Genomic DNA, 12,212 nt, shown 5'->3' on the forward strand with positions numbered 1-12,212 from the left:
AGTAGTTGATGAGGGTTGTTGCCAATCCGCCGTTCGCTCAACGAACTTGCGGAGTCTCTCCGTGAATGGCGTCCTGCAAGCGCTTGACCAGAGTTGGCCAATCGACCTGGGTCAGGTGGCCAATCACTTGCAGTCGCGGCAAACCACTGCCTTCGACGATAGTGTAGCCATCGTCGCTGCTATCCAGCCCGCCCATCTGGCAAACCGTACCGTGCAGCCGGCAGTTCAGGCCGATCCGTTTGTAACCAAACGTCTTGAACAATTTCAGTACGGCGCCCTGCAGGCCGGCGGCAATTCCGCCGCCGCCCACCGAGGTGAGGTTGTTCACCGCGCGTTGGCTGATCCGGCCGCCGCCGTCGGCCAGCAGGCTGGCGTTGAAGGCCACCGGATTCCAGTTGACCAGGCGCAAGTCGTTGATGAAGCCGTCCAGCGGCCCACTGATGCTGCCGAAGTCGAACACGCTGGTGATCGCGCCAAGGTCCAACTGCTTCAACGCGATGTCCCCGGTCAGCACCGGCGTCGGGCCGAACGGTTGCTGCAACGAAAGACGGGTGATGTCGACGAAGCCGCCAAACAGGTTGGCGGACAGACCACCGGCCAGTTCGAAGCGATCATCGACCCAGCGCAGCGAAGGGATAGCTCCGCCCAGAGTGCCCGGAAATGCCGGCCACCCCATCGCCTTGCTGAAGCTGGCCATATCGATGCCGGTCAGCACCATCGAGGCCGCCAGCCGCTGGCCTTGGGCGGCCGCCGGGCGCCAGTCGAGTTGACCCACTTGCAATTGCCCCTGCAACACCGGCACTCGCAACGTTTGCTGGAGACTCAAGGTGCCGGCGCGACTCTGCCAGTGTGAAGTGGCTGCCCCATTTGATATCCGGTAGAACTGCAGGGTATGCCAACCCAGCGTGGTGGCGGGTTGATCGCCTTCCAACGTCCAGTCCAGGCCGCCTTGCAGATCGTCAATGGCTACTCGCCCGTCCGCATCAGCCAGGCTCAAGCCGGCCGCGTCGAAACTGAAACTGCGCGGACCGTCCGCTCGCAAATCGAGGCTCGCATTCAGACGCCCCGCGATGTGCATGTCACGCAACCCCAGCGTTGCCAACCAGGCCTGGCCGTAGCGCTGATAGGCTGCCGGGAAATCCGCGCGCAGATGATCCAGCCGCAGGGTTTTCAACTCACCCTTCGCATCGAACGCCATCGCACCGTAGAGTTGCAAGGCGTCGGCATCATTGATGCGCAGGCGACTGAGTTCGATGGCGCCGTTTTGCGCATCGGCGTGCAAGCCCAGTTGCACCGGATGATCGGGCAGCTTGGCGTAGAGCGGCCCCAGCAACAGTTCGCCCCCACGCAGGCTGGCGTCCAGGTCGATGCTGGCGACGCGGCCGGTGGTGTCGAGACTGAAACGTCCGTTGCCGGCCAGTCCCTGAGCCGCCAGCGTGCCGGACGGGGTGTCGAAGCCGGTGTCAGCCAGGGTGAACTGCCCCGACGATTGCACGCCCCGATCACGCAAATCCAGCGCCAACTCGGCTTTCAGTCGCCCGGCTGTCGGTCGCCCCGACCACACGGTGCCCAGCAGCCCCCGCAACCAGCCCGCCGGAAGGTTCTCCACGCTGATCTGCGCATGGGTGGGCTGGTCCAGCGGCAACCAGGCATTCGCATTTGCCTTGCCCTGCTGGATATCGATCAGCAAGGTGTTTGCCTCACTACTGATCTGCACATTCACCTGCGCGTCGCTGAGTGCTCCGCCGGGCGCGCCTGCGAGGCGCAACTTGCCGTCCAGGGTCCAGCGAAGTCGTTCATCACGCTGCACGCGGCCATCCAGAGTCAGCCCAAGGTGCTGCCAGCCCATCGCCGGGATGTCCGCCTGCGCGGCGCGCAATTGCACGCTGATTCCACCTGCCGCGTCGCTGCCGATACGCAGGCTTGCCGCCTGCAGCCGAACACCCGGAACCGAGATCGACTTGGCGGTCAGCAGCACATCCGCGCGCGCGGGTGCTGCCCGACCGATGCCGAACAGCAGGCAACAACAGATCAACAGATGGCTTGAAGTCGGACGCATGTAGGGCCATTCTGCCAAATCAAGCTGAACGAAAAGGAATTCGTCATGAGCAGCCGTCTTGCCAACACCGCTTTCGAGCCCGTCTCCATGCCTCGCCCACGCGTACTCGTTGCCGATGACGACCCTGGCAGTTGCCGCTTTCTCCGCGATGGCCTGAGTTCGATGGGAGCCGAGGTGGAGGCCTGCTTGGACGGCAGCGCGGCGCTGCAACGCGCGACCAGCGAGTCTTTCGATCTGTTGCTGCTGGACTGCCGCATGCCCGGCGCCGGTGCCCTGCAAATCTTGCAAACCTTGCGCGCCGACGTGCAGGCGTGCTCCGCCGACAGCATGGCCGTGGCCACCAGCGCGGAGCTGGCGGCAGGGATGCGCCAGTCGCTGCTGGACGCCGGCTTCAGCGAAGTACTGCTCAAACCCTGTGGACTGACCGAATTGCGCACAGTGCTGGCGCTGGTGCCGACGGAACACCGCAATGCCAGCGTGCTGGATGACCAGGCCGCTTTGAATACCACCGGTGACGTTGGCACCATGCGCGCCTTGCGACTGCTGCTGCGCGAAGAACTGGCCTTGTTGCAGCGAGAGCTGGATACGTTGAGCCGGGACCCCCATGCCCTCAGCGAGCGCCTGCACCGTTTGCGTTCGTCCTGCGGGTTCTGCGGTGCCCGCGCGCTGTCACGGCAGACTGTGTTGTTGCAGCAACAACTGCAGCAAGCCGTCGGCGGCAGCGCCGCTCTCACCCGGTTTCGGCGCGCCCTGCTGGCTACCTTGCAGGCATTGGACGCTTAGCTTTTCGGCGGATCGACGCCGCGGCCGGCCGCTGATTGGGTACCTTCTGCCAACTACACGGCCTTGCGCCATGCCGCCATCCGCCGTGTACGCCTGCGATCAGTCAGACTGGTTCGGTGACGGATTGCGCGAAGGCTGGCTGCGCGACACCGCCATGGCCAACACCCGCCAGGCCCGCAATTCTCCGCCGCCCAGGTGAAAACGGATCACCCCGCGAATCATGTCACGCAGGGCTTTCAATCCGTAGGCGTCGGGCAGGACATCGGCCTCCAGTGCCAGCAGATCGCTGCCGCGAATTGCATGCGGACTGCTCGCGGGGCAGCGCGTGGCACCCTGCTCGACCTCGTATCGATAGCTTGATTCGGGGTCCAGCAGCTCGCCGGATGCGGCGTCGAACTGCAGCTGCAGACCGTAACCGGTGGTCTCCAGCAGATCGCGCTCGAAACGCCGCAGGGTCCAGCCCAGCGACTCGCCCAGGGCCAGCCGTTGCACGGTCAGCGCATACGCATCGAATAGTGGTGGAGAGCCATCCTGACGCGCAGTCAGGCGCACCACCAGTTCGTTGAGATAGAGCCCGGCCAGACCGGCGTCACCGGTCAGCCGCGCCGGCGTGCCCACCGACTCGACTGCGGTCAGCGTGGCCATCTCGCCACGTAGCAGCAAGTCCACGCTCAGCGCCTGGAACGGCTCCAGTTGGGCCCGACGCAGCCGAGAACGTTCACCGCGCACCCCACGCGCCACCACGCCAAGCCGGCCATGTTCGCGGCTCAGGCATTCCAGCAGCAGCGACGTCTCGCGGTAGGGACGCGCATGCAGCACATAAGCAGGTTGCTGTTCGATGCGCATGAGTCAGGGGAACGGGGAACCGGGAACGGGGAACGGGGAACGGGGAACGGGGAACGGGGAACGGGGAACGGGGAACGGGGAACGGGGAACGGGGAACGGGGAACGGGGAACGGGGAACGGGGAACGGGGAACGGGGAAGAGCATAGAGGGCTGGGGTCATCACGCAAGCAAAAATGCGTGATCTCACCTTGATTAATTCCACTGAGCCAGCAAGCTCAGCACAACCCGGACTATACGTTACCCGTTCCCTGTTCCCTGTCCCCTGTTGGCTGCCCTCAATCCGTATATCCGAATTTCTTGAGCATATTCTCGTCATCGACCCAGCCTTCGCGCACCTTCACCCACAACTTCAGGAACACCTTGCGCTCGAACATGCGCTCCATGTGGCGGCGGGCGTTGCTGCCGATGGCCTTGAGCTGGACGCCACCGTTGCCGATCACGATGGCTTTCTGGCCATCCCGTTCGACCCAGATGATGGCGTGGATTTCGGCAATGCCGTCGGGACGATCGGTGAACTGCTCGATCTCCACCGTGGTGGCATAGGGCAGCTCCTGGTCCAGCCGCAGCATCAGCTGCTCGCGGACCATTTCGGCGGCCAGGAAGCGCTCGCTGCGATCGGTGACCTCATCTTGGCCGAACACCGGCGGACCCACCGGCAGGCGCTTCAGAATCGCCTGTTCCAGTTCTTTCAGACCCTGCTTTTTCAGCGCACTGATGTAATGGATTTCGTCATAGCTGTGCTTGGCCACCAGCTCGGTGACGAACGGCAGCATCACCGTCTTGTCCTTGTTGAGGTCGACCTTGTTGATCACCAGCAGGCGCGGCGAGGACTGCTCGACCAGCGCGGCGTAAAGTGCCTCGTCTTCATCGGTGAAGCGCCCGGCTTCGATCACCTGCACCACCAAGTCCACGTCGCTGATCGCTGAACGCGCCGCACGGTTCAGGCTGCGATTCATCGCACGCTTGGCGCCGCGATGCAGTCCGGGCGTGTCGACGTACATGATCTGCCCCGCATCATTGGTATTGATACCCAGGATGCGATGGCGGGTGGTCTGCGGCCGCGGGCTGATGATCGACAGGCGAAAACCGATCAGCGCGTTGAGCAGGGTCGACTTGCCGACGTTGGGGCGTCCGGCGAGCGCGACGGTGCCACAGCGAAAATCGTCGTGCGGCAGGCTGCCATCGGCAGAATCCAGTGGGTGCTTCATGACTGAGGTACTCGGCAAGTCGAATGGCAAATCAGGTGGCAAGTGTAGTGCTTTGCCGCAAGTGGCACGTTGCAGACGGCGCGGGTGTCCCGGCACCAGGCCAGGCCAGGTCGGGTCAGCGTCCCGTGCACAACGGAACCACGAATTCAGGCGGGGCGCTGTTGTTCCAGTAACTGGTTCAGCACGATCTCGGCGGCGTCCTGTTCGGCTGCTCGCCGGCTGCCGCCATGCGCCTCGGCGACGAACGCCACCGGCTCAACTATGGTGCAGGTGACATCGAACGTCTTGGCGTGGTCCTCGCCGCGGCTGGCCACCAGTTCGTACTGCGGCAACGGCAGCCCCTTGGCCTGCAGCCATTCCTGCAGCCGCGTCTTGGCGTCCTTGGACGAACGATGCAAGGCGGCAATACGCTCGGCGAACAATCCGCGCACGGTGGCGCGACACGCATCGAAGCCACCGTCCAGAAAAACTGCCGCGAGGGTCGCCTCGAAGGCGTCGGCAAGGATCGATTCGCGCCGGAACCCGCCGCTTTTCAATTCACCCGTGCCCAGTTTGAGGCCATCACCCAGCTCCAGCTCTCGCGCCACCACCGCCAGCGCCTGGCCGTTGACCAATTGTGCACGCAAGCGTGACAGCTCGCCTTCGCTGGCCTTGGGATGCACCTCATACAACATCTCGGCGATGATCGCGCCCAACAGCGCGTCACCGAGGAATTCCAGTCGCTCGTTATTGGGCTTGCCCATGCTGCGATGGGTCAGCGCCAGCTCGGCCAGCGCAGGGTCCCGGAAACGGTAATTCAGATCCAAAAGTCACTCACCCACATTGCCCTTGAGTGGAATGCTTTTCTCGAAATGCAGCAGGAAGTCGATGTTGTACATGAACGGAATATCCTTGTCGTAAGCCACCTGCAGATCGCTGGCGCCCCCGGCATTCTTCTTGATCGTGATGTCCTCGGGACGAACCACGGCATCGTCCACGTACTGGAAGTCCATCTTGCGCAACAAGTCGCGACGTACCTCGTCCAGCGACTTGCCCGTTGTGCCTTCGCTGGCCAGTTGATCCATCGCCTTGACCACACCCATGTATTCGGAATACGAAGGGACCAGTTTCATCGCCATGTAGGCAAAGAAAGCGACTATTCCCAGAATGAACAGGAACCCGATCAGGGTTACACCCGACTGCTTCGATTTCATAGTCCCCTCGCTATGCCGACTTTGCGGCTGGTTTTGCTGGTGAATGATGCGACTGCGCAACGGGCAGCTGAGCCGCCGTGCCGATTATGCCTGTGGATTCTCGCACTGTTGGCGATTATCTGTGCGACCCGTGGATCCGAACATGCCCCGACCTGCCAGCCTGCCCAGGCAAGCCCGCTCAATGGATGACCGTACCGATTCGGGAGAAGTCCACGCCACCGGTGCCCCAACCTTTCCAGCTCATCCAGATCAGGAAAGCCTTCCCGGCCAGGTTCTGTTCCGGCATGCAACCCCACCAGCGGCCGTCCAGACTGTCGTTGCGATTGTCACCCATGACCAGATAACACCCTGCAGGAACCTTGGACGGGACCCGGTCGTTCGGGATGGAGTTCGGCGTGTTGTACGCCGGCATGCGCGCGATCATGTGGTTCACCGAGCCCAGATGTTCGGTCCACACCGTAGCGCCCATGTTCAACATGATCTGGTCGACCGTGCGCTGCGGATTACCCACATAAGGACCGATGCGGTCCGCGGTGACGCGTTCGCCATTGACCAGCAGTTCGTCGCCATGCACATCAATGGTGTCGCCCGGCAGGCCGATCACGCGCTTGATCCAGTTCTGCGACGGCACCGGAGCATTTGGGTCGTTGCAGCTCATGTCGCCGCTGCGCACCAGCTTGCCGTCAACCGGGCACAGATAACCGGGGAAGCGGAACACCACCACGTCGCCGCGCTTCGGTTCACCCAGGCTGATCACTTTGTTGTTGAAGGCCGGCAGGCGCAGGCCATAGGCAAACTTGTTGACCAGGATGAAGTCACCCACATCCAGCGTCGGCATCATCGAACCAGACGGAATGCGAAACGGTTCGGCCACGAACGAGCGCAGCAGCAACACCACCAGCACTACCGGGAACAGCGAACGCGACCAGTCCACCACCACCGGGTCGTGATATTCGCTGCCCGCCGCGTCCAGTCGCGCCTTGCGCTGCTTGTACAGGAACAGGCGGTCCAGCCCCCAGATCACACCGAACACCACGGTGAGACCAAGCAGAATCGCCGAGAAATCAAAATCCATGTGCGGCTCCATTGAGAGCCGGGCTTCGGGATTCGGGGTTCAGGGCACGCGAAAGCCAGAGGCTGCGCGTCCCGAACCACGATCCAGCGGACCCGGCCAAAACTATTTGTCCACCCTGAGAACGGCAAGAAAGGCTTCCTGCGGGATTTCCACCCGACCCACCTGCTTCATGCGTTTCTTGCCTTCCTTCTGCTTTTCCAGCAACTTCTTCTTGCGGCTGACGTCGCCACCGTAGCACTTGGCGAGCACATTTTTGCGCAACGCCTTCACAGTTGAACGCGCGATGATCTGCGCGCCGATCGCAGCCTGGATGGCCACATCAAACTGCTGCCGCGGAATCAGATCCTTCATCCGCTCGACCAGATCGCGGCCGCGACGGTCGGCATGGCTGCGGTGCACGATCAGGCTGAGCGCATCGACCCGATCGCCGTTGATCAGAACGTCGGTACGCACGAACGGGCCGGCCTCGAAACGGTCGAAGTGATAGTCCATCGAGGCATAGCCACGCGACACCGACTTCAATCGGTCGAAGAAATCCATCACCACTTCAGCCAGCGGCATTTCGTAGCTGATCTGCACCTGGCTGGCCAGATACTGGATCGAGCGCTGTACGCCGCGCTTTTCCTCGCACAAGGTGATCACGTTGCCGATGTAGTCCGGTGGCGTGAGGATGTTGGCAATGATGATGGGCTCGCGGATTTCCTGCACCAGGCTGGTATTGGTCGGCAACTTGGCCGGGTTGTCCAGCAGCATGGTGGTTCCATCGCTTTTCAGGATCTCGTACACCACGGTCGGTGCAGTGGTGATCAGATCCAGGTCGTATTCGCGTTCCAGTCGCTCCTGCACGATTTCCATGTGCAGCATGCCGAGGAAGCCGCAACGAAAGCCAAAGCCCATCGCCTCGGATGATTCCGGCTCGAAGAACAGCGCCGCGTCGTTCAGGCGCAGCTTGTCCAGTGCCTCGCGCATCGCCGGATAATCATCCGACGAGATCGGAAACAAACCGGCGAACACCCGCGGCTGCATGTGTTGAAAACCCGGCAACGCCTTGTCGGCCGGTTTGCCGGCGTGGGTCAGCGTATCGCCGACCGGTGCACCATGGACGTCCTTGATCGACGCATTGATCCAGCCCACTTCACCCGCACCCAGCTTGTCCAGCTTCTTGCGCTTGGGTGTGAATACGCCAACGTCGCCGACTTCATGCGTGCGGCCGGTGGACATCACCAGCAGCTTGTCGCCAGGTTTGATTTCACCCTGCATCACGCGCACCAGCGACACCACGCCCAGGTAGTTGTCGAACCAGGAGTCGATGATCAGCGCCTGCAGCTTGTCGGTGTCGCGCGGTTTCGGCGGCGGAATGCGGGCGACGATCGCTTCCAGCACTTCGATCACGTTCAGCCCGGTCTTCGCGCTGATTGCCACCGCATCCGTCGCATCGACGCCAATCACCGCCTCGATCTCGAGCTTCACTTTCTCGACGTCGGCCGTAGGCAGGTCAATCTTGTTGAGCACGGGCACCACTTCCAGGCCCATCTCCACGGCGGTGTAGCAGTTCGCCACGGACTGTGCTTCGACGCCTTGCGCCGCGTCAACCACCAACAACGCGCCCTCGCAGGCCGCCAGCGAGCGGCTGACCTCGTAGGAAAAGTCAACGTGGCCAGGCGTGTCGATGAAGTTCAACTGATAGGTCTTGCCGTCGCGCGCGGTGTACGGCAGGGATACCGACTGTGCCTTGATGGTGATGCCACGCTCTCGCTCGATCGGGTTGGTGTCCAGTACCTGCGCTTCCATCTCGCGGTCGGCCAAGCCACCACAGATCTGGATGATGCGATCAGCGAGAGTCGACTTGCCGTGATCGATATGGGCAATGATGGAGAAGTTGCGGATCAATTCCATGGAACGCTGACGGCCTGTGTTCGGGCTGGGGCTGGCGCCGTGCGATGGCACGGCGACGCCGCCAAGAGGCGACGCTAACCCGGCATTATCGCATGGGATTGTGCTGATCAGGCGATCCGGGCTGGCGCCGTCGCTACCGGGCAGGAGCGACGGCGCCAGCTCAATGCCTGAGCTAGCTCAACGACCCGCCGGTACCGTCAGTCCGACAAAGTTGCTCTGCTCACCACGACGCACCAGCAACAACACCGTACTGCCCGCCTTGACGCCCTTCGTGGCCGCCTCGAACTCAGCCACGCTGCCCACTTTCTGCTGATTCACCATGGTGATCACGTCACCCGCCTGCAGACCGGCCTGCGCCGCCACCGGGCCAGTGATGTCAGCAATAACCACGCCCTGCCCCGATTTCAGCCCCAGTTGGCTGCGCGTGTCGCTGTCGATCGACTGCACCGACAAGCCCAGTGCTGCCGAACCAGCCTTGCTGGCCGACGAGCCCGCCGCAACGTTGTTGACCGCATTGCGATCGCGCGTGGCTTCGCTGATGGCGACCTGAAGCGTCTGCTTCTTGCCGTTGCGCAGGATTTCCACCGGCACCGTGCTGCCCGGCTTGGTCATGCCGACCAGCGGCGGCAGGTCCGACGCCTGCAGCAACGGCTGGTTGTTGTAGCTGAGAATGATGTCACCAGGCTGGATGCCGGCCTTGGCCGCACCGCTGTCCGGCGTTACATCGACCACTGCAGCACCGGTGCCATTGTCAAGCTTGAACGCCTTGATGATGTCGTCATCGACCGGCTGCATGGTCACACCCAACATGCCGCGCGAGACATAGCCCTTGGTTTTGAGCTGCTGCACGGCACTCATCGCCACATCGATCGGGATCGAGAACGACACACCGAGATAGTCGCCGGTGTTGGAGTAGATCTGCGAATTGACGCCGACCACGCGGCCTTGCAGGTCGAACAGCGGGCCACCGGAATTGCCGCGATTGATCGGCACGTCGGTCTGAATGAACGAGGTATACGGCTGGTCACGCTGGCCCAGGTTGCGCCCAACCGCACTGACGATGCCCTGGGTCACGGTGTAATCGAAGCCGAACGGCGAACCAATCGCCAGCACCCACTGACCCGGTTTCAGGTTGCGCGAGTCACCCAGATCTACCGCCGGAAGATCGCTGCCGGCATCGACCTTGAGCAGGGCAATGTCATAGGTCGGGTCGGTACCGACGACCTTCGCGGTCAGGGTACGCCGGTCCTGCAGGCGCACGGTCACCTGGTCGGCATGGTCGACCACGTGGTTGTTGGTGAGAATGTAGCCATCATGGGAGATGATGAAACCCGAACCCAGCGAGGTGTGCTTCTGCTGCTGCGGCGACGGCATCATCGGCATGCCGAAGAAGCGACGAAATATTTCCGCCTGCGGGTCGTTTGATGGCGGCTGACCCGGCATCATCCGGCGGCTGCCGGGGGATGACTCGCCCGTGTACTTCGCCTCCACGTGGACCACAGCCGGCGCGTTCTTCTGCACGATGCCGGTGAAATCCGGTAGCGTCGCGCTGGTCGGGGTCTGCGCCTGCACACCGCCAGTACTGGCGACGACCAACAGGGCACAACACGCCACACGGCGCAGAATGGAATGATTCATGGCTCCTCCTCGGATTGACTGCGGCCTTGCAGGCCGCCAAAAAATGGTCCTGGAATGGCTTGGGTGACAGGCAGACGGTAAACCGAGCGATCGCAGAGGGATCAGCTCACACCGATACTGCGGCTCGCGGAGGAGCCGGTCATGCTGCAAGCCAAGACCCGTCTGCGGAAACTACCCGCCGACCCGCAACTATTGCGCGACGGCAGAAGTTCCCGGCAACCGCGCGGGCACGCGCTGTTGCGGATCGAGCAGCAACAGGTAGCTTCCGTCGTTGTTTTCCAACGTACGATAACGCGGCATCGACGGGTAACCCGACAATCGTCGCGCATAGACGGGCTGACTCTGATCGAACGGCGAGCCCAGAGTGGCGGAGGCTTGCTGACTGAGCAGCCCAGCGGAATTTCCGCTGAGCCACGGCGGTACGGCGGCCGGCGCGACGGGCTGACTCGCAGGCGCAACGCCGGCAACCGCCTGAGTCTGCTGCACGCTGGTAGAAGCAGCCACCTGATCAAGACTGCTGGTGTCTGCACGGGGTTGCGCCACCATCAACGCTGCTGCAGCAACGCTGGCAGCGATAGCGCCACCGGCAGACCAGCGCAACCAGTGACGGTGTCGGGCTGGCGCCATGCCGGTAACTACCGGCTCCTGTTCAATGGCAAGCATCACCCGCGCAGCAAAACCGCTACTGGCCAGCGCCGGCAACTCATGACGCAAGCTGTCGCGGGCGGTGTGGTAACGAGCCCAGTCCTGCTGCAAGGAGGCATCGTGATCGAGGCTGCGCAGCAGGAATCGCAGCTGCTCCTTCGACAACTCGCCATCGATGCCTGCAGAGAGATTCTCTCGTGTGTTCTGATTCATGCCTGCCTGTTTCATGTCTGATCCTCAGCGGTCCGACAAAAGTGGCCGCAGCTTCTCGTCAATTGCCTCGCGCGCCCGGAAGATGCGCGAACGCACCGTACCGATCGGGCAGCCCATCGCTTCGGCAATTTCATCGTAGCTGAGGCCATCCACTTCACGCAGCGTAATGGCGGTCCGCAGCTCTTCGGGCAGTGCTTGGACAGTGGAATACACGGATTGTTCAATTTCCTGACGCATCAACTCGCGCTCCGGCGTGGCACTGTCGTGCATGCGTTCGGCGCCTGCCATGAATTCGGCGTCGTCGGCGTCAATATCGCCCGAAGGGGGCCGCCGCCCCAGCGCCACCAGATGATTCTTCGCCGTGTTCACCGCAATTTTGTATAGCCACGTATAAAACGCGCTGTCGCCACGGAACGAGCCGATCGCACGCCATGCACGAATGAAAGATTCCTGTGCGATGTCCTCGCACTCGGCATGGGTACGCACATAACGAGAAACCAACCCGATCAGCTTGTGCTGGTATTTGCGCACCAACAGATCGAAGGCGCGCTTGTCTCCCTGCTGCACACGCTCGACCAGCGCGCGATCCAGTTCATTTTCGCCCAACCGGGCCGTATCCGTCGTCAATGCCGTCATCCGCTGCGGGAGCTTGTTGT

General features: G+C 62.4%; 11 protein-coding genes. 1 reads left to right on the forward strand and 10 read right to left on the reverse strand.

Annotation, left to right across the window (positions count from 1 at the left end; all coding sequences use genetic code 11):
• Positions 1 to 37 precede the first annotated feature (37 nt).
• The gene (locus PY254_RS12100; RefSeq protein WP_281012296.1) at positions 38 to 2,059 is read right to left on the reverse strand and encodes a translocation/assembly module TamB domain-containing protein; all 2,022 of its coding nucleotides are present in this window, start codon (positions 2,057 to 2,059) and stop codon (positions 38 to 40) included.
• A 45-nt stretch (positions 2,060 to 2,104) separates the two neighbouring features.
• On the opposite strand from PY254_RS12100, the gene PY254_RS12105 reads away from it, so the two are divergent.
• On the forward strand, positions 2,105 to 2,842 hold the full coding sequence (locus tag PY254_RS12105; protein WP_281012297.1) for a response regulator: 738 nt from the start codon (positions 2,105 to 2,107) through the stop codon (positions 2,840 to 2,842).
• 99 nt (positions 2,843 to 2,941) lie between these two features.
• Here the strand turns inward: PY254_RS12105 and recO are convergent, their stop codons facing one another.
• The 9 genes from recO to rpoE form a co-directional block, all read right to left on the reverse strand.
• Positions 2,942 to 3,688, reverse strand: a complete 747-nt coding sequence (recO, locus tag PY254_RS12110) for a DNA repair protein RecO (protein WP_281012298.1) — start codon at positions 3,686 to 3,688, stop codon at positions 2,942 to 2,944.
• Positions 3,689 to 3,963: 275 nt separating this feature from the next.
• A complete protein-coding gene (gene era / locus PY254_RS12115; RefSeq protein WP_281012299.1) occupies positions 3,964 to 4,896 on the reverse strand; it encodes a GTPase Era in 933 nt (310 codons plus the stop codon).
• Positions 4,897 to 5,042: 146 nt separating this feature from the next.
• Positions 5,043 to 5,702, reverse strand: a complete 660-nt coding sequence (gene rnc, locus PY254_RS12120; protein ID WP_281012300.1) for a ribonuclease III — start codon at positions 5,700 to 5,702, stop codon at positions 5,043 to 5,045.
• A gap of 3 nt (positions 5,703 to 5,705) precedes the next feature.
• Complete coding sequence (locus tag PY254_RS12125) at positions 5,706 to 6,089, reverse strand: DUF4845 domain-containing protein (RefSeq protein WP_281012301.1); 384 nt, start codon at positions 6,087 to 6,089, stop codon at positions 5,706 to 5,708.
• A 178-nt stretch (positions 6,090 to 6,267) separates the two neighbouring features.
• Positions 6,268 to 7,164, reverse strand: a complete 897-nt coding sequence (gene lepB, locus PY254_RS12130; protein WP_281012302.1) for a signal peptidase I — start codon at positions 7,162 to 7,164, stop codon at positions 6,268 to 6,270.
• A 102-nt stretch (positions 7,165 to 7,266) separates the two neighbouring features.
• Positions 7,267 to 9,060, reverse strand: a complete 1,794-nt coding sequence (gene lepA / locus PY254_RS12135) for a translation elongation factor 4 (protein ID WP_281012303.1) — start codon at positions 9,058 to 9,060, stop codon at positions 7,267 to 7,269.
• A gap of 177 nt (positions 9,061 to 9,237) precedes the next feature.
• Positions 9,238 to 10,698, reverse strand: coding sequence for a Do family serine endopeptidase (locus PY254_RS12140; protein ID WP_281012304.1), 1,461 nt, complete (start codon positions 10,696 to 10,698; stop codon positions 9,238 to 9,240).
• 189 nt (positions 10,699 to 10,887) lie between these two features.
• The gene (locus PY254_RS12145; RefSeq protein ID WP_281012305.1) at positions 10,888 to 11,571 is read right to left on the reverse strand and encodes a sigma-E factor negative regulatory protein; all 684 of its coding nucleotides are present in this window, start codon (positions 11,569 to 11,571) and stop codon (positions 10,888 to 10,890) included.
• A gap of 9 nt (positions 11,572 to 11,580) precedes the next feature.
• A complete protein-coding gene (gene rpoE / locus PY254_RS12150) occupies positions 11,581 to 12,192 on the reverse strand; it encodes an RNA polymerase sigma factor RpoE (RefSeq protein ID WP_281012306.1) in 612 nt (203 codons plus the stop codon).
• Positions 12,193 to 12,212 lie beyond the last annotated feature (20 nt).

The organism is Rhodanobacter sp. AS-Z3, from assembly GCF_029224025.1.
Classification (GTDB): domain Bacteria; phylum Pseudomonadota; class Gammaproteobacteria; order Xanthomonadales; family Rhodanobacteraceae; genus Rhodanobacter.

What these genes read in the sequence shown, in the direction of transcription:
- PY254_RS12100 (WP_281012296.1), bottom strand. Translation starts at nt 2,059, where the DNA reads ATGCGTCCGACTTCAAGCCATCTGTTGATCTGTTGTTGCCTGCTGTTC.
- PY254_RS12105 (WP_281012297.1), top strand. Translation starts at nt 2,105, where the DNA reads ATGAGCAGCCGTCTTGCCAACACCGCTTTCGAGCCCGTCTCCATGCCT.
- recO (WP_281012298.1), bottom strand. Translation starts at nt 3,688, where the DNA reads ATGCGCATCGAACAGCAACCTGCTTATGTGCTGCATGCGCGTCCCTAC.
- era (WP_281012299.1), bottom strand. Translation starts at nt 4,896, where the DNA reads ATGAAGCACCCACTGGATTCTGCCGATGGCAGCCTGCCGCACGACGAT.
- PY254_RS12125 (WP_281012301.1), bottom strand. Translation starts at nt 6,089, where the DNA reads ATGAAATCGAAGCAGTCGGGTGTAACCCTGATCGGGTTCCTGTTCATT.
- lepB (WP_281012302.1), bottom strand. Translation starts at nt 7,164, where the DNA reads ATGGATTTTGATTTCTCGGCGATTCTGCTTGGTCTCACCGTGGTGTTC.
- lepA (WP_281012303.1), bottom strand. Translation starts at nt 9,060, where the DNA reads ATGGAATTGATCCGCAACTTCTCCATCATTGCCCATATCGATCACGGC.
- PY254_RS12140 (WP_281012304.1), bottom strand. Translation starts at nt 10,698, where the DNA reads ATGAATCATTCCATTCTGCGCCGTGTGGCGTGTTGTGCCCTGTTGGTC.
- PY254_RS12145 (WP_281012305.1), bottom strand. Translation starts at nt 11,571, where the DNA reads ATGAAACAGGCAGGCATGAATCAGAACACACGAGAGAATCTCTCTGCA.
- rpoE (WP_281012306.1), bottom strand. Translation starts at nt 12,192, where the DNA reads ATGACGGCATTGACGACGGATACGGCCCGGTTGGGCGAAAATGAACTG.